We start from the raw sequence: 16,118 nt of genomic DNA, 5'->3' as shown, positions 1-16,118 counted from the left end.
TGTATCAGGGACGCCGGAACGTTACCGCCCCTTGCCCCCACAGGGGGAACGGCCGGGGGCGGCGCGTAGTGCCCTGCCCGCCCCCGGCCCTGTCCACTCCCGTGTCAGCCGGCCAGTTCCTCGGCCAGCGCCCGCAGGGCCAGCCGGTAGGAGCCGATCCCGAAGCCGGCCACCGTCCCGGTCGCCACGGCCGCGACGACCGAGGTGTGCCGGAACTCCTCACGGGTGTACGGGTTCGAGATGTGCACCTCGATCAGCGGCGCCGTCCGCTGCGCGGCCGCGTCCCGCATCCCGTACGAGTAGTGCGTGAACGCCCCCGGATTGAGCACCACCGGGACCGAGTCGTCCGCCGCCTCGTGGAGCCAGCGGATCATCTCGCCCTCGTCGTTGGTCTCCCGGACCTCGACGTCGAAGCCGAGCTCCGCGCCGAGGGCCCGGCAGGACTCGACGAGCCCCTTGTACGAGGTGGCGCCGTAGATGTCGGGCTCGCGGGAACCGAGCCGCCCGAGGTTCGGGCCGTTCAGCACCAGCACGGGTCGGGGATCGGTCACACCGCCACCTCGCCGTACGCCGCGAACAGCACGGCCGGGTCGGGGCCTTCCAGGACGGCCGGCTTGCCGAGTCCGTCGAGCACGATGAAGCGCAGCAGGTCGCCGCGGGACTTCTTGTCCACCTTCATCGTCTCCAGGAGCTTGGGCCACTGGTCGCCGCGGTACGTGAGCGGCAGGCCGACGGACTCCAGGACCGCGCGGTGCCGGTCGGCGGTGGCGTCGTCGAGCCGCCCGGCGAGCCGGCCGAGCTCGGCGGCGAACACCATGCCGACGGAGACGGCGGCGCCGTGCCGCCACTTGTACCGCTCGTTCTTCTCGATGGCGTGGGCCAGCGTGTGGCCGTAGTTGAGGATCTCGCGGCGGCCGGACTCCTTGAGGTCGCCGGAGACGACGTCGGCCTTGACCCGGATCGACCGCACGATCAGCTCGGCGGTGTGCGGGCCGGCGGGCGTACGCGCGGCCTCCGGGTCCTCCTCGACGAGGTCGAGGATCGCGGGGTCGGCGATGAAACCGGCCTTGATGATCTCGGCGAGCCCGCTGACGTAGTCGTTCACGGGCAGCGAGTCGAGCGCGGCGAGGTCGCAGATGACGCCCGCCGGCGGGTGGAAGGCGCCGACGAGGTTCTTGCCCTCGGCGGTGTTGATGCCCGTCTTGCCGCCGACGGCCGCGTCGACCATGGCCAGGACCGTGGTCGGTACGGCGATCCAGCGCACGCCCCGCAGCCAGGTCGCGGCCACGAAGCCCGCCAGGTCGGTGGTCGCGCCGCCGCCGACGCCGACGATGACGTCGGTCCGGGTGAAGCCGGTCTGGCCCAGCGCCTTCCAGCAGTAGGCGGCGACCTCGGCGGTCTTCGCCTCCTCCGCGTTCGGCACCTGGATGGCGACGGCCTCGAAGCCCTGGTCGGCGAGGTCCGCGCGGAGCGCCTCGCCGGTGCCGGCGAGCGCCTCCGGGTGGATCACGGCGACGCGCTTGGCCCGGGAGCCGATCAGGGCGGGGAGCTCGCCGAGCAGCTGTCGGCCGACCAGCACCTCGTACGGCTCCGTGCCCGCGCTGCCCGCGACCTGGATACGGGTCACTTCCTGGTCCGTCGTCATGCGTCCTTCTTCAGATCCAGTGCCGAGAGGACCGCGTCCGCGACCTCTTCGGGGGTGCGGTCGTCGGTGGTGACGACCGCCCGTGCGACTTCGGTGTAGAGATGGCGGCGCGCGTCCATCAGCTCGCGCCACTGGCGGCGCGGGTTGACGGCGAGCAACGGCCGCGCGGTGTTGAGGCCGACGCGGCGGACCGCCTCCTCGACGTCCATCGAGAGGTACGCGACGGGCAGTCCGGCGAGCAGGGCGCGGGTGTCGGCGTCGAGGATCGCGCCGCCGCCGAGGGCGAGGACGCCCTCGTGTGCGGCGACGGCCTCGCGGACGGCGGCCCGCTCCAGGGCGCGGAAGTGCTCCTCGCCGTCCTCGACGAAGATGTCGGAGATCTCCCGGCCCTCGGCGGCGACGATGTCGGCGTCGGTGTCCCGGTAGGGCGCGCCGAGCCGTTCGGCCAGGAGCGCGCCCACCGTGGACTTGCCGGATCCCATGGGTCCGACGAGGACGACCAGCGGTCCGGCGGTCACCGGATGTGCAGGTTGTCGAGGTACGACCGCACGTTGCGGCGGGTCTCCGGGACGCTGTCGCCGCCGAACTTCTCGACGACGGCGTCCGCGAGGACGAGCGCGACCATGGCCTCGGCGACGATGCCGGCGGCGGGGACGGCGCACACGTCGGAGCGCTGGTGGTGGGCGGCCGTGGCCTCGCCGGTGACGACGTCGATCGTGGCGAGGGCGCGCGGGACGGTCGCGATCGGCTTCATCGCGGCGCGGACGCGCAGCAGCTCACCGGTGGTCAGACCGCCCTCGGTGCCGCCGGAACGGCCGGAGGTGCGCTTGATGCCGTCCTCGGTGCGGACGATCTCGTCGTGGGCCTTCGAGCCGGGCACGCGGGCGAGCTCGAAGCCGTCGCCGACCTCGACGCCCTTGATGGCCTGGATCCCCATGAGGGCGGCGGCGAGCCGGGCGTCGAGGCGCCGGTCCCAGTGGACGTGCGAGCCGAGGCCGACGGGCACGCCGTAGGCGAGGACCTCGACGACTCCGCCGAGGGTGTCGCCGTCCTTGTGGGCCTGGTCGATCTCGGCGACCATCGCCTTCGACGCGTCGGCGTCGAGGCAGCGGACCGGGTCGGCGTCGAGCCGCTCGACGTCGGCGGGGGTCGGGTAGACGCCGTACGGGGCCTTGGCGGCCGCCAGTTCGACGACGTGCGACACGATCTCGATGCCCGCGGTCTCCTTGATGAAGGAGCGGGCGATGGCGCCGAGGGCGACACGAGCGGCGGTCTCCCGGGCGCTGGCGCGCTCCAGGATCGGGCGGGCCTCGTCGAAGCCGTACTTCTGCATGCCGGCGAGGTCGGCGTGGCCGGGCCGGGGCCGGGTCAGGGGCGCGTTGCGACCCGTCTCCTTCAGCTCCGCCGGGTCGACCGGGTCGGCCGACATGACCTTCTCCCACTTGGGCCACTCGGTGTTGCCGACCATGACGGCGATCGGGGAACCGAGGGAGAGCCCGTGGCGGACACCGCCGAGGAAGGTGATCTCGTCCTGCTCGAACTTCATCCGGGCGCCGCGCCCATAGCCGAGTCGCCGCCGCGCGAGGTGGTCCGCCACCAGCTCGGTGGTGACGGGGACGCCGGCGGGAAGACCCTCCAGCGTCGCGACCAGCGCGGGTCCGTGGGATTCCCCAGCGGTCAGCCAACGCAACCTGCTCAACGATGCTCCTCATGCTCGCGCCTGGGTACTGCGACGGCGCGGCCGGGTGCGCGGCCCGGGCCCGCCGTATCCGATCCTCCCACGTCCGGGCCGGTCGCCCGGTCCCCGGTCCAGCTATCGGACGCGGGTCTCAACTTCCTGGACGGTCTCCACGGCCTCCGGAGCGGTCTCCGAAGCGGTCTCCGATACCTCCGCCTCGGCCTCCGAGGCAGAGGCGGAACGATTCCGCAGCCAGGAGACGAAGCCGTACACCAGGGTCGCGCCGAACAGCGCGAGCACGGTGCACCGCGCCCACAGGGGCAGCGAGCTGAAGAACCCCACCCACACGAAGCGCAGCACGTCGAAGCCGATGTCCCACTTGGACGCCAGTACCAGTTCCTCGCCCATGTCCCCCGTACTCCCCTTGTACGCCGATCGGTCCGGCGCAGGCGAGCCTACCTGGCGGCCAGCGCCCGCTCCCCCGCAGCGCGCATCGCCGCGAGCGGGGCGGGCGTCCGGCCCGTCATCTGCTCGACCTGGAGGACGGCCTGGTGGACGAGGAGGTCGAGGCCGCCGACGACCTTGCCGCCGCGGTCGGACCAGGCCGCGGCGAGCGCGGTCGGCCACGGGTCGTACAGGACGTCGAAGAGCGTGCCGACCGCCTCGGGGACGGCGGTGGCGAGGGCGTTGGTGGTGCCGGCCGGGGTGGTCGCGATGACCAGCGGCGCGGCGAAGGCCTCGGCCGCGCGCTCCCAGTCGGCGGTACGGACGTCCACCCCGAGCCGCTCGCCCCAGCCCCGCATCTCCTCGGCGCGCGCCTCACTGCGGACGTACGCGGTGACGGGGCCCGCGCAGACCCGGGCGAGTGCGGCCAGCGCGGAGGAGGCGGTGGCGCCGGCGCCGAGGATCGCCGCCGACTCCACCTTCTCGACGCCCCGCTCACGCAGGGCGGCGATCATGCCGGGGATGTCGGTGTTGTCGCCGACGCGCCGCCCGTCCTCGCGGAGGACGACGGTGTTGACGGCCTCCACGGACGCGGCCGTGTCACTGATCTCGTCGAGCAGCGGGATGATCGCCCGCTTGAGCGGCATGGTCAGCGACAGACCGGCCCAGCTGTCGTCCAGCTCGCCGACGAAGCCGGGCAGTCCGGCCTCGTCGACCTCGAACCGGTCGTACGACCAGTCGTCGAGGCCCAGCTCGGCGTAGGCCGCCCGGTGCAGGACCGGGGAGAGCGAGTGGGCGATCGGCGAACCGAGGACGGCCGCGCGGTGCTGCTTGCTCACTGGCCCTGTTCCCGTTCCTTCTCGTACTCCGCGACGTTCTGGTTGTGCTCCTTGAGGGTCACGGAGAAGACGGTCTTGTTCTCGTTGATCGACACGAAGTAGTACCAGGGCCCGTCGGCCGGGCTCATCGCCGAGTTCAGCGCCTCGATGCCGGGATTGCTGATGGGACCGGGAGTGAGGCCGTTCACGTCGTACGCGTACGTGTTGTACGGGTCCTTGATCTTGCGCATCTTCTCGACCGAGCCGACGTCGAGCGTGCTCGTGCCCCTGAAGTAGTTCACCGTCGAGTCGAACTCCAGACGGCCCACGGTCTCCACGTTGTTCGGCTTGAGCCGGTTGTAGACGACCCGCGCGACCTTGTCGAAGTCGTGCTTGTACTTGCCTTCGACCTGTACGAGGCTCGCGACCGTCAGCAGCTCCCACGGCCCTTCCAGGCCGTGCTCCTTCGCCTTCGCCTCCATGTCGAGCTTGGTGTACTCCGCGTTCGCGCGGGACACCATCTTGCGGAGCACCTCCTCGGGCTTGGCCGTCTTGGAGACCGGGTAGCTGGCCGGGAAGAGGAAGCCCTCCAGGGGGTCCTTGACGTCCTCGTGGTTCTTGGCCCAGTCGGGCAGCCCGAGGGAGTCTGCCTTCGCGCGGGCGATGCCCTTGGTGGTGCCCGCCTTGAGGTCGAGGCGCTTGTCGAGCTGGTCGTACACCCAGGTGTTGCGCTTGCCCTCGGGAATGACGAAGTTGGCCTGGCTCGCCGGGTTGAGCATGAGGGCGACCGCGCTCTCGGCCGACATCTCCTTCTTCAGCGTGTAGACGCCCGCCTGGATCGAGAGACCCTTCGCGTTCCGCCCCTGCGCCGAGACGAAGGCGTCGACGCTCTTCACCACGCCGGCCTTCTTGAGGATGTTGCCGATCTGGTAGCCGCCGGAGTCCTTCGGGATCTCGACCTGGACCTCGCCGGAGCCGTTGCCCGCGTAGTCCTCGGCCGCGCCGAACTCGCCCTGCCAGAACTGGTAGCCGAAGTAGCCGACGCCGCCGACACCGCCCACCAGGACGGCCGCCACGACCAGGCAGGCCACGCCGTTCTTGCCCTTGCGCTTCTTCGACTTGCTCCGGCGTTCGCGGTCGCCGCCGCGGGAGCCGCGTCCCGGTGTCGGCTCCTCGTCGTACTCGTCGTCGTCCGAGTCGTCGGCGCCCGTGAAGAAGGGGTGCTGCGCTTCCTCGGGTTCCGGACGCGCCTCTTCCTCCGGCGCCCAGTCGATCACCGGCTCCGGCGGGTTCTGCCGGTGGCCGGGAGGCTGGGGCGGCGGGTACGCCTCGGGGGTGCCGTAGAAGTCGGGGTTCTGGCCGCCGTACGGATCGGCCGGGGGCGCGCCGTACGCCATCGCCGCCTGACCCGACTCCCAGCTGCCGTCGTACTGCTGTCCGAGGTCCCCGGGCGTGTCGTAACCGCCCGGGTACCCCGTCCCGTACTGCTGCTGCTGATGTTGCTGCGGGTGCTGCTGGTACTGCTGCGGCTGCATCTGCTGCTGGTACTGCGGATCCGCGTAGCCCTGGGACTGCTGTGAGTCCTGGTACTGCTGCGGGTCCTGGTACTGCTGCCCTTGGTACTGCTGCTGCTCCTGGTACTGGGGCTGCTGGTACTGCTGCTGATGCTGCTGCTGCTGGTATGAGGCGTCCTCGTACCCCTGACCGCCGCCCTGGCCGTACTGGCTCGCCTGCTCCGGCTGCTGCGGGTGCTGGTACTGCTGCTGACCTTCCCACCCCTGGTCCCCGTACAACGGGTCCGTGGGGTGCCACGGTTCGGAGCCGGGGCCCCGTCCATACTCAGTCATCGATCCCCAAACAGCCGCGAGGCTTCCGGACGATCCGCCTCTACGTAGTGCGGCAATTGTTCGAACACCGCCGCATCGCGCGGAACGTTACCGTATCGCGATCAGATGACCACTTCGACGCCCTCACCGGGCGGATTACCTGATACCCGTTCGGACTCAAGAGCGGCTTGCAGGATGATCACAGCGGCGGCCTGATCGATGACGGACCGCCCCTTCTTCGCCTTCACTCCCGAGGCCCGCAGCCCCTGGGTCGCGGTGACGGTCGTCATCCGCTCGTCGACCAGCCGGACCGGCACGGGCGCGATGCCCTTGGCCATCTCGCGGGCGAAGGCGCGGACCTTGGTCGCGGCCGGGCCCTCCCGCCCGCTGAGCGAGCGGGGCAGGCCCACGACGACCTCGATGGGCTCGTACTCCTCGACGATCTGGCGGAGCCGCCGGTGGGCGGCCGGGACGTCACGTCCCGGCACGGTCTCCACCGGCGTGGCGAGGACCCCGTCGGGGTCGCACGAGGCGACCCCGATCCGGGCGTCCCCGACGTCGACCGCGATACGGCGGCCGCGACGCATCGTCACGCCGTCTCCGTCACGAGACGCTCGACGGCGGCGATGGCCTCGCCGACGGCCTCCGGGTTCGTACCGCCGCCCTGGGCGACGTCCGGCTTGCCGCCGCCACCGCCGCCGAGGGTCTTGGCGGCCGTGCGGACCAGCTCGCCGGCCTTGAGGCCGCGCTCGCGGGCCGCCTCGTTGGTGGCGATGACCGTGAGCGGCTTGCCGTTGGCCGTGGTGAACAGGGCCACGACGGCCGGACGGTCGACGGCCCCCGACAATTGCTGCAGCCGGCTCCGCACGTCGAGGACCAGCTTGCGCAGGTCGTCGGCGGTCGTGCCGTCCGGGACCTGACCGGTCACGAGGGCGACGCCGCGGACGTCCTTGGCGGAGTCGACGAGACCGGCGGCGGCCTGGAGGACCTTCTCCGCGCGGAACTTCTCGATCTCCTTCTCGGCGTCCTTCAGCTTGCCGAGCATGGCGGAGATCTTCTCCGGCAGCTCCTCCGGACGGCCCTTGACCAGCTCCTGGAGCTGGGCGACGACCGTGTGCTCCTTGGCGAGGAAGTTGTACGCGTCGACGCCGACGAGGGCCTCGATGCGGCGCACGCCGGAGCCGATCGACGACTCGCCGAGCAGCTTCACCAGACCCAGCTGGGCGGTGTTGCGGACGTGCGTACCGCCGCACAGCTCCTTGGAGAAGTCGCCGATGGTGACGACGCGGACCTGCTCGCCGTACTTCTCGCCGAACTCGGCGATGGCACCCTGGCGCTTGGCCTCGTCGATCGCCATGACCTCGGCGTGGACCTCCAGCTCGCGCGAGAGGATCTCGTTGATCTTCTGCTCGACATCGACGAGGACCGTGCCGGGGACGGCGTTCGGCGAACCGAAGTCGAAGCGGAAACGGCCGGGCTGGTTCTCGGAACCGGCCTGGGCGGCCGTCGGGCCGAGGGCGTCGCGCAGCGCCTGGTGGGTGAGGTGGGTGGCCGAGTGGGCGCGGGCGATGGCCGTCCGGCGCCGGACGTCGATGGTGGCGTAGGCGGTGGCGCCGACGGTCACCTCGCCGACCTGGACGGAGCCCTTGTGCACGGAGACGCCCGGGACCGGCTGCTGGACGTCGCGGATGTCGATGACCGCGCCGCTGTGCAGCTTGATCCGGCCCTGGTCGGCGATCTGGCCGCCGCCCTCGGCGTAGAACGGGGTGCGGTCGAGGACGACCTCGACCTCGTCGCCCTCGGAGGCCGCCGGCGAGGAGACGCCGTTGACGAGGAGGCCGACGACCGTGGTCTCGCCCTCGGTGTTGGTGTAGCCGGTGAACTGGGTGGCGCCGTTGCCGTCGGCGATCTCCCGGTACGCCGTCATGTCGGCGTGACCGGTCTTCTTGGCCTTGGCGTCGGCCTTGGCGCGCTCCCGCTGCTCCTTCATCAGGCGGCGGAAGCCGTCCTCGTCCACGGAGAGGCCCTGCTCGGAGGCCATCTCCAGGGTGAGGTCGATCGGGAAGCCCCAGGTGTCGTGGAGCAGGAACGCCTTGTCGCCGGAGATGATCGTGCCGCCGGCGGCCTTGGTCTCGGTGACGGCGGTGTCGAGGATGTTCGTGCCGCCCTTGAGGGCCTTCAGGAAGGCGGCCTCTTCGGCGAGGGCGACCGTCTCGATGCGCTTGCGGTCGGTGACCAGCTCCGGGTACTGCTCGCCCATCGTGTTGATGACGGTGTCCACGAGCTCCTGGACGACCGGGCCGGAGGCGCCGAGCAGGCGCATGTTGCGGACGGCGCGGCGCATGATGCGGCGCAGCACGTAGCCGCGGCCCTCGTTGCCGGGGGTGACGCCGTCGCCGATGAGCATGACGGACGTGCGCATGTGGTCGGCGACGACGCGCAGCGAGACGTCGCTGTCGTGGGACTTGCCGTAGGCGACGCCGGTGAGTTCGGTGGCCTTGTTGATGACGACCTGGAGGGTGTCCGTCTCGTACATGTTCTGGACGCCCTGGAGGATCATCGCCAGGCGCTCCAGGCCGAGGCCCGTGTCGATGTTCTTCGACGGCAGCTCGCCGAGGATCGGGAAGTCGTCCTTGCCGGAGCCCTCGCCGCGCTCGTACTGCATGAAGACCAGGTTCCAGATCTCCACGTACCGCTCGTCGTTGACGGCCGGGCCGCCCTCGACGCCGAACTCGGGACCCCGGTCGTAGTTGATCTCGGAGCAGGGGCCACAGGGTCCGGGGACGCCCATCGACCAGTAGTTGTCCTTCTTGCCGAGGCGCTGGATGCGCTCGGCGGGGACGCCGACGACGTCACGCCAGATCTGCTCGGCCTCGTCGTCCTCCTGGTAGACGGTGATCCAGAGCTTCTCCGGGTCCAGCCCGTAGCCGCCGTGCTCCACCGAGGTGGTCAGCAGCTCCCAGGCGAGCTTGATGGCGCCTTCCTTGAAGTAGTCGCCGAAGGAGAAGTTGCCGCACATCTGGAAGAACGTGCCGTGGCGAGTGGTCTTGCCGACTTCCTCGATGTCGGGCGTCCGCACGCACTTCTGCACGCTGGAGGCGCGCGAGAAGGGCGGCTTGACCTCACCCAGGAAGTAGGGCTTGAAGGGCACCATGCCGGCGGGGACGAGCAGCAGAGTCGGGTCGTCCGCGATGAGCGACGCCGAAGGGACGACGGTGTGCCCGCGCTCCTCGAAGAAGCTCAGCCAGCGGCGGCGGATTTCAGCCGACTCCATCAGTGGTCCTCATTCCGGTTGTACGAGATCGTGGGGATTGAATACGTCGTGGTCGGGCGCGCGGTGGGATCGAGCGCCGCCCCGCGGCGCGGCGGCGGAAGCTCGCGGTCCTGGTCCGCTGGTGCGTCCAGGCCGAGTGCCTCGCCCAGTTGGGCCTCCCGCTGGACCATGCCCGCCCTCACGTCGAGGGCGAAGTCCTTGAGCCGGTGACCGGTCTCGACGGCCTTGTTCGCCGCCTGGGCGGCGAGGCTCTCGGGCGTCAGCTGCTTCAGCTTCCGGTTGACCTTGGCGGTGGCCCACACGCCGGCGGCTGCGCCGGCCGTGAACCAGAACGTACGGCGGAACATGGTGGCTCAGCCCTTCTGCTTCCGGCGCCGTGCGGACGGCACCGTACGGCCGACGATCACAGTACGTCGCGCGGTCGCCCGCGGCACGTCCTCGCCGTCCCGGCCGCGGCCGAGCGCCTTGCGCACGCCGTAGCCGAACGCGGCCACCTTGACGAGCGGGCCGCCGAAGGTGGAGGCGACGGTGGAGGAGAGCGCGGACGCGTTGGAGGTGACCTCCTGGACGTCCGAGGCGATGGCGTCGACCCGGTCGAGCTGGGTCTGCGCGGAGCGCACGGTCGCGGAGGCGTCGGCGAGCAGGGGAACGGCCTGCTCGGTCACGTCCGCCACCAGCTTGGTGGTCGCCCTGAGCGTCTGCGCCAGCCTCACCAGCACCACGGCGAGGAAGGAGACCAGGATCGCCCAGAAGACGGCCACCAGGATCCCGGCAACCTCTCCACCGGTCACTCTGCACCGCTCTCTGCTGTCGTTCGCCCTTGGGGCCCTTGCCAAAAGTAGTCACCCGACCCTATCGCGCCCGGGCTGTCCCGCCGTACCGCATTACCGCTCGTGGGAAGGGAGTTGCGGAATCCGATTGTACGGAGCGCGTGCGGATGGGTACGCTCCGTGTCCCATGCGACGGAGCAATCTCCCGGCGGAGCCGAACCGGTTCGTCGGACGGGCCGCCGAGCAGGCCGAACTGACGCGACTCCTTGAGGAGTCGCGTCTCGTCACGGTCGTCGGGGTGGGTGGGGTCGGCAAGACGAGGCTCGCGCTGCGTGCCGCCTCGGAGGCGCAGAAACGCTACGGCGACGAGGTGCGGCTCGCCGGGCTCGCGCCGCTCCGTGATCCGGACCTGTTGGATCACGCGCTGGTCGAGGCGCTCGGGCTGACCGACCACACGCTGCGGGGCCCGCGCGAGGTGCTGGTCGAGCACCTCGCGGAGCGGCGGCTCCTGCTGGTGCTCGACGGCTTCGAGCACCTGGTGGAGAGCTGTGCGCCGCTGGTGGGGGAACTGCTCGCGCACGCCCCCGGGCTCACGGTGCTCGCGGTGGGCCGCCGCCCGCTGCGCGTGGCGGGCGAGGCCGTGTTCCGGCTGGCACCGATGGGCGAGGCGGACGCGGTGGCGCTGCTCGCCGAGCGGGCGGCGGAGGCGGGCGCGCCCGTCCTGCACGAGCCCGCGTCCGTACGCGGCCCCGTGACCGGCCCCGCACGGGACTCCCGCGTCCTCGCGTACGACTCCCCCGCCCTCACCCACGACTCCGCGTCCGACCCCGTCCGCGAGCTCTGCCGTCGACTCGACGGGATCCCGCTCGCTCTCGAACTGGCGGCCGGTCGTCTGCCCCTCCTCTCCGTCGAGCAGATGCTGTGCCGTCTCGACGACCGCTTCCGGCTGCTCACGGGCGGCGCGCGCGGGGCGCTCCCCCGCCACCAGACGCTGCGCACGGCGATCGGCTGGAGCCACGAGCTGTGCACCCCGGAGGAGCGTCTGCTGTGGGCGCGGCTCTCCGTCTTCGCCGGCACCTTCGACCTGGAGGCGGTGGAGTACGTGTGCGGCGGCGCCGAGCTGCCGCCGGAAGAGATCCTGGACCTGCTCGGTGGGCTGCTCGCGCAGTCGCTGGTGGTGCGGGAGGACACGCCGGCCGGTCCGGGCTACCGGATCCTGGACACGGTCGCCGCGTACGGGGCGGAGTGGCTGGCCGCGCTCGGCGACACGGAGCGGCTGCGCCGCAGGCACCGCGACTGGTACATGGGTCTGGCGACCTGGTGCGAGCTGGAGTGGTTCAGCCCGCGCCAGGCGGAGGTCGCGGCCCGGACGGACGCGGCGCTGCCGAATCTGCGGGCGGCCCTCGACCTGTGTCTCGAACTCCCTGAGGACGCGCATCTCGCGCAGCACCTGGCGGGCACGCTCTGGTTCGCCTGGGTTGGGTGCGGGCGCCTCTCGGAGGGCAGGCACTGGCTGGAGCGGGCGCTCGCGCTGGAGTCCGGGCACGAGGAGGCCCGGCTGAAGGCGCTGTGGGTGCTCGGCTACGTGACGATCCTCCAGGGGGACGGTACGGCTGCGGTGGCGGCGCTCCACGAGTGCGGGGAGCGGGCCCGGGCCTCCCGGAACGCGCTGGCGGAGGCGTACGCGACGCACCGGATGGGCTGCCTCGCGCTGCTCTCGGACGACATGCCGCGGGCGGAGGAGCTGATCGGGCGGGCCCTGGAGGGGTACCGGGAACTCGGCGAGCTGAACAGCAACGTGCTGATGGGACAGGTCGAGCTGGCGATGGCGCGGGCCTTCGCGGGCGATCTGGAGGGGGCGGTCGCGATCTGCCGCGAGGTGCGGGAGGTCTGCGAGGAGCGCGGGGAGCGCTGGACCCGGGCGTACGCCCTCTACGTGCTCGCGTTCTCGGCGTGGACCCGGGGCGCGTTCGGGGAGGCGCGGGAACTGCTCGCCGAGTGCGTGACGATCAACCACGCGTTCCGTGACCAGGTGGGGCTCGTCCTCGCGATCGAGCTGCTCGCGCTGGTGACGGTGAGCGAGGGCGATCCGGTGGAGGCGGCGGTGTTGCAGGGCGCGACGGTGCCCGTCTGGGACACCGTGGGGATCCGGCTCTTCGGTTCCGCCTCGTTCAACGGGCCGAGGGCGCTGTGCGAGGAGCACGCGGGCGCGGCGTTGGGGGCGGAGGCGTACGCCGCCGCGTTCCGCGAGGGGCGGGGGCTCTCCTTGGACGCGACGGTGGAGCGGGCGCTCGCGCACCGTCGCGATCCGGCCATCGGCGGAACGGCGGGGGCGGCCGGGCCGGCGGCCCCGCGTCCCTTCCGTACGGCCCGGTCGGCGACGGTCCCGGGAACGCGGAAGCCCGCCGGCTCCCCCACCGGAAAGGCTGGGGAAGCGGCGGGCTGAACACCGCGAGGGTGGTACTACGTCCCCCGGCTGTCGCCGGGGGCCCGGATCAGCGGGCGTAGTACTCGACGACCAGCTGCTCGTCGCAGATGACCGGGATTTCCTTGCGGTTCGGGTCGCGGTCGAGGCGGAAGGCCAGGGCCTTCAGGTTGACCTGCAGGTAGCGCGGGGTCTCACCGTCGGCGGCGAAGCCACCCTCACGGGCGACCTCGAACAGCGGCTTGGTGCGGCTGCGCTCGCGGACCATCACGACGTCGTCGGGACGGACGCGGAACGACGGCTTGTCGACCTTGCCACCGTTGACCTGGATGTGGCCGTGGACGACCATCTGACGGGCCTGGTAGATGGTGCGGGCGATGCCCGAACGCAGGACCAGGGCGTCGAGGCGACGCTCGAGCTCGACGACCAGCGCCTCGCCCGTCTTGCCCTCGGCCTTCTTGGCGCGGTCGTACGCGCGGGCCATCTGGCGCTCGGAGATGTCGTACTGAGCGCGCAGACGCTGCTTCTCGAGCAGACGGACCTTGTAGTCCGAGTTCTGCTTGCGACCACGGCCGTGCTCGCCCGGCGGGTAGGGGCGGGCCTCGAAGTACTTGACAGCCTTCGGGGTCAGCGCGATACCGAGCGCACGCGACTTCTTGACCTTGGGACGGGACTGGTTCGGCATGAACCAACCTCTCTACTGTGTACGAAACGGCTTCACCAGGGTTAGGGGAGGTCGCATCCGCAGCCGGGAAACCCGCCGGGTCCGTACAGGACGGACCTGCCGGGCAGCCGCTCCCAGGTCTGGGCACATACGTGCAGCACGCGAACGGCCCACCGCCGCTCCCGGGATCCGGGTGGTGGTGGGTTGCCCGCGACACCTTCGAAGGTGCGCGACGCTCCTGGAAACCCCGCCCGAGGGCAGGGTCTCCGGCTGACTGTCCCGTTCTGGTGGTGCCGACCGGAGCCGGACACGGGACGCAGCGATCCCGACCAGTGTACCGGGTCCGCCGGGGCGCCCTCGCCCGGGGGGGGCGGACGGCCTCGGCAGGTGTCCGGGAACGTCTGCCCGTTCTCCCCCAGGCCGCCGGTGCTACTCGTCGCCCTTCAGGCGGGCCCGCACCCGCTCCACCACGTCCGCGTAGCGCGCCTCCGCGCCGTAGCGCGTGGGCTCGTAGTACCGGCTGCCGTGGATGGTGTCCGGCGCGTACTGCTGGGCCGCGATGCCGCCCGGCACGTCGTGCGGGTACACGTACCCCTGGGCGTGGCCGAGCTTCGCCGCGCCCTTGTAGTGGCCGTCGCGCAGGTGCGTCGGGACCGGGCCCGCGAGGCCGTTCCGTACGTCCGCCAGGGCGGCGGAGATCGCGGTCGTCGCCGCGTTCGACTTCGGGGCCAGGGCCAGGGCGATGGTGGCGTGGCTCAGGGTGAGCGCGGCCTCCGGGAAGCCGATCATGGCGACGGCCTGCGCGGCGGCGACGGCGATCGGCAGCGCGTTCGGATCGGCGAGCCCGATGTCCTCGCTCGCGGAGATCATCAGCCGCCGGGCGATGAACCGCGGGTCCTCCCCCGCCTCGATCATCCGTGCCAGGTAGTGCAGGGCCGCGTCCACGTCCGAACCGCGGATCGACTTGATGAGCGCGCTGGCCACGTCGTAGTGCTGGTCGCCGTCCTTGTCGTACTTCACGGCCGCGCGGTCGACGGTCTCCTCGACCGTCTGGAGCGTGATCTCCGGCTCGCGCTTGGCGAGGGCGGCGCCGGCCGCCGCCTCCAGGGCGGTCAGGGCGCGCCGGGCGTCGCCGCCGGCGACCCGGAGAAGGTGGGCCTCGGCGTCCTCCGGCAGGGACACGGCCCCGGCGAGTCCCCGCTCGTCGGTGAGCGCGCGGGCGAGCAGGCCGCGCAGGTCCTCGTCGGTGAGCGGCTCCAGGGTGAGGAGCAGCGAGCGGGAGAGGAGGGGGGAGATGATCGAGAAGTAGGGGTTCTCGGTGGTGGCGGCGATCAGCGTCACCCAGCGGTTCTCGACGGCGGGCAGCAGCGAGTCCTGCTGGGCCTTGGAGAAGCGGTGGATCTCGTCGAGGAAGAGGACGGTCTCCTTGCCGTAGCCGCCGACCGCGCGCCGGGCGCCGTCGATGACGGCCCGGACCTCCTTGACGCCCGCGGTGATCGCGGACAGCTCCACGAACCGCTTGTCGGTCGCCTTCGAGACGACGTACGCGAGGGTGGTCTTCCCGATGCCGGGCGGGCCCCAGAGGATCACCGAGGAGGCGCCGGCGGGGCCGCCGTCGCCGTCCCCCACGAGTCGGCGCAGCGGTGAGCCGGGCTTGAGCAGGTGCTGCTGGCCCACCACCTCGTCGAGGGTGCGGGGGCGCATCCGGACGGCCAGCGGGCTGCTGGACGGGTCCTTCTCCTGGCGGTCTTCGGCGGCTGCGGTAAAGAGGTCGGGCTCCACAGTCATGAAGCCTAGGTCACGCCACTGACAGCGCCGCCGCCGTCAGCTGGTCCAGAAGTCCCACCAGCGGGTCAGGATCAGCATCCCGATGATCCCGATGTGCAGGACGGGCAGGAGCCAGGTGAACTCGTCGAAGAAGGTCTTCAGGCCGCCGGGGGCGGGGATGACACCGCGCCGGACGTTGTGCGAGGTCACGTACCAGAACATGACGATGGTGGCGACCCAGGCCAGGCAGCACCACAGGCAGAGCGAGTTGATCTCGTACAGCGACTGGTACATGAGCCAGGTGCAGAAGCCGACGCCGAACAGCGTGCCGGCGTTGAGGCCGAGCCAGTACCAGCGGCGGTAGCGGGCGCCCGCGAGCAGGCCGACGCCGATCGCGATGACCATGGCGTACGTGACGAGGCCGAGCATCGGGTTGGGGAAACCGAAGACCGCCGCCTGCTCGCTCTTCATGATGTTGCCGCAGGAGACGATCGGGTTGAGGCTGCAGCCCGGCGTGAAGTTCGGGTCCTCAAGGAGCTTGATCTTGTCGATCGTGATCACCCAGGAGGCGAGCAGACCGGCCGCTCCGGTGATCACGAGCAGCCAGGCGAGCGCCTTGCTCGCACCGATCGTGCCGCCGTCGTTCCGGCTGGACGCGGCTTCGTCCACCGCTGCCTTCGTCATGTCGCCGATTCCCTCGCTCGCGGACCGTCTGGGCACGGTCATTCTGCCGTACGGGAGACCTCGTCCACCGTTCGCGGGGGATAAGCGAGGTCGGCATAGCGGCAACGCGCAGGGGCCCGGACC

At 71.3% G+C, this 16,118-nt stretch carries 15 protein-coding genes; 1 reads left to right on the top strand and 14 read right to left on the bottom strand.

What is annotated here, in order from left to right:
• Positions 1 to 104 precede the first annotated feature (104 nt).
• The 11 genes from aroQ to ACFWWU_RS30850 all read right to left on the bottom strand — a co-directional run bounded on the left by aroQ (position 105) and on the right by ACFWWU_RS30850 (position 10,476).
• Entirely contained in the window at positions 105 to 551 is a 447-nt protein-coding gene (gene aroQ, locus ACFWWU_RS30900; protein ID WP_384150293.1) for a type II 3-dehydroquinate dehydratase, read from the bottom strand.
• Positions 548 to 1,645, bottom strand: coding sequence for a 3-dehydroquinate synthase (aroB, locus tag ACFWWU_RS30895; protein ID WP_384150290.1), 1,098 nt, complete (start codon positions 1,643 to 1,645; stop codon positions 548 to 550). The genes aroQ and aroB overlap by 4 nt, the downstream gene beginning before the upstream one ends.
• Positions 1,642 to 2,163 (bottom strand): shikimate kinase, encoded by a 522-nt coding sequence (locus tag ACFWWU_RS30890; RefSeq protein ID WP_384150287.1) that lies wholly within the window; start codon positions 2,161 to 2,163, stop codon positions 1,642 to 1,644. Before ACFWWU_RS30890 ends, aroB begins: the two co-directional genes overlap by 4 nt.
• Positions 2,160 to 3,344: a chorismate synthase gene (gene aroC, locus ACFWWU_RS30885; RefSeq protein ID WP_384150284.1), complete on the bottom strand. Its 1,185-nt coding sequence runs from the start codon at positions 3,342 to 3,344 to the stop codon at positions 2,160 to 2,162. The genes ACFWWU_RS30890 and aroC overlap by 4 nt, the downstream gene beginning before the upstream one ends.
• Before the next feature lie 114 nt (positions 3,345 to 3,458).
• Complete coding sequence (locus tag ACFWWU_RS30880) at positions 3,459 to 3,731, bottom strand: hypothetical protein (RefSeq protein ID WP_384150281.1); 273 nt, start codon at positions 3,729 to 3,731, stop codon at positions 3,459 to 3,461.
• A 47-nt stretch (positions 3,732 to 3,778) separates the two neighbouring features.
• Positions 3,779 to 4,606 carry a shikimate dehydrogenase gene (locus tag ACFWWU_RS30875; protein WP_384150278.1) on the bottom strand — a complete coding sequence of 276 codons (828 nt, stop codon included), beginning with the start codon at positions 4,604 to 4,606 and terminating at the stop codon, positions 3,779 to 3,781.
• Positions 4,603 to 6,432, bottom strand: a complete 1,830-nt coding sequence (mltG, locus tag ACFWWU_RS30870) for an endolytic transglycosylase MltG (protein ID WP_384150275.1) — start codon at positions 6,430 to 6,432, stop codon at positions 4,603 to 4,605. Before mltG ends, ACFWWU_RS30875 begins: the two co-directional genes overlap by 4 nt.
• Before the next feature lie 101 nt (positions 6,433 to 6,533).
• Entirely contained in the window at positions 6,534 to 6,998 is a 465-nt protein-coding gene (ruvX, locus tag ACFWWU_RS30865) for a Holliday junction resolvase RuvX (RefSeq protein WP_099054263.1), read from the bottom strand.
• Between the two features lie 2 nt (positions 6,999 to 7,000).
• Positions 7,001 to 9,685, bottom strand: coding sequence for an alanine--tRNA ligase (alaS, locus tag ACFWWU_RS30860; RefSeq protein WP_384150272.1), 2,685 nt, complete (start codon positions 9,683 to 9,685; stop codon positions 7,001 to 7,003).
• Positions 9,685 to 10,032 (bottom strand): DUF6167 family protein, encoded by a 348-nt coding sequence (locus ACFWWU_RS30855; RefSeq protein WP_384150269.1) that lies wholly within the window; start codon positions 10,030 to 10,032, stop codon positions 9,685 to 9,687. Before ACFWWU_RS30855 ends, alaS begins: the two co-directional genes overlap by 1 nt.
• 6 nt (positions 10,033 to 10,038) lie before the next feature.
• Positions 10,039 to 10,476: a DUF948 domain-containing protein gene (locus ACFWWU_RS30850; protein ID WP_024758277.1), complete on the bottom strand. Its 438-nt coding sequence runs from the start codon at positions 10,474 to 10,476 to the stop codon at positions 10,039 to 10,041.
• 166 nt (positions 10,477 to 10,642) lie between these two features.
• Between ACFWWU_RS30850 and ACFWWU_RS30845 the strand changes: the two genes are divergently transcribed.
• Entirely contained in the window at positions 10,643 to 12,901 is a 2,259-nt protein-coding gene (locus tag ACFWWU_RS30845) for an ATP-binding protein (RefSeq protein WP_384150266.1), read from the top strand.
• A 49-nt stretch (positions 12,902 to 12,950) separates the two neighbouring features.
• Here ACFWWU_RS30845 and rpsD read toward each other — a convergent pair whose 3' ends face one another.
• From rpsD to ACFWWU_RS30830, 3 genes are all read right to left on the bottom strand, one after another.
• Positions 12,951 to 13,565 (bottom strand): 30S ribosomal protein S4, encoded by a 615-nt coding sequence (gene rpsD, locus ACFWWU_RS30840; RefSeq protein ID WP_024758279.1) that lies wholly within the window; start codon positions 13,563 to 13,565, stop codon positions 12,951 to 12,953.
• A 408-nt stretch (positions 13,566 to 13,973) separates the two neighbouring features.
• Complete coding sequence (locus ACFWWU_RS30835; protein ID WP_384150541.1) at positions 13,974 to 15,326, bottom strand: replication-associated recombination protein A; 1,353 nt, start codon at positions 15,324 to 15,326, stop codon at positions 13,974 to 13,976.
• Between the two features lie 42 nt (positions 15,327 to 15,368).
• Positions 15,369 to 15,995 carry a vitamin K epoxide reductase family protein gene (locus ACFWWU_RS30830; protein ID WP_384150263.1) on the bottom strand — a complete coding sequence of 209 codons (627 nt, stop codon included), beginning with the start codon at positions 15,993 to 15,995 and terminating at the stop codon, positions 15,369 to 15,371.
• Positions 15,996 to 16,118: the final 123 nt, after the last annotated feature.

This window comes from Streptomyces sp. NPDC058650 (assembly GCF_042717315.1).
Taxonomy (GTDB): Bacteria; Actinomycetota; Actinomycetes; order Streptomycetales; family Streptomycetaceae; genus Streptomyces.
The sequence above is the reverse complement of the archived record's forward strand: the minus strand, read 5'-3'. Positions and strand labels throughout refer to the sequence as shown.

Excerpts from the sequence above, each read along its gene's own strand:
- aroB (WP_384150290.1), bottom strand. The coding sequence starts at position 1,645 with ATGACGACGGACCAGGAAGTGACCCGTATCCAGGTCGCGGGCAGCGCG.
- ACFWWU_RS30880 (WP_384150281.1), bottom strand. The coding sequence starts at position 3,731 with ATGGGCGAGGAACTGGTACTGGCGTCCAAGTGGGACATCGGCTTCGAC.
- mltG (WP_384150275.1), bottom strand. The coding sequence starts at position 6,432 with ATGACTGAGTATGGACGGGGCCCCGGCTCCGAACCGTGGCACCCCACG.
- ruvX (WP_099054263.1), bottom strand. The coding sequence starts at position 6,998 with ATGCGTCGCGGCCGCCGTATCGCGGTCGACGTCGGGGACGCCCGGATC.
- alaS (WP_384150272.1), bottom strand. The coding sequence starts at position 9,685 with ATGGAGTCGGCTGAAATCCGCCGCCGCTGGCTGAGCTTCTTCGAGGAG.
- ACFWWU_RS30855 (WP_384150269.1), bottom strand. The coding sequence starts at position 10,032 with ATGTTCCGCCGTACGTTCTGGTTCACGGCCGGCGCAGCCGCCGGCGTG.
- ACFWWU_RS30845 (WP_384150266.1), top strand. The coding sequence starts at position 10,643 with ATGCGACGGAGCAATCTCCCGGCGGAGCCGAACCGGTTCGTCGGACGG.
- rpsD (WP_024758279.1), bottom strand. The coding sequence starts at position 13,565 with ATGCCGAACCAGTCCCGTCCCAAGGTCAAGAAGTCGCGTGCGCTCGGT.
- ACFWWU_RS30830 (WP_384150263.1), bottom strand. The coding sequence starts at position 15,995 with ATGACGAAGGCAGCGGTGGACGAAGCCGCGTCCAGCCGGAACGACGGC.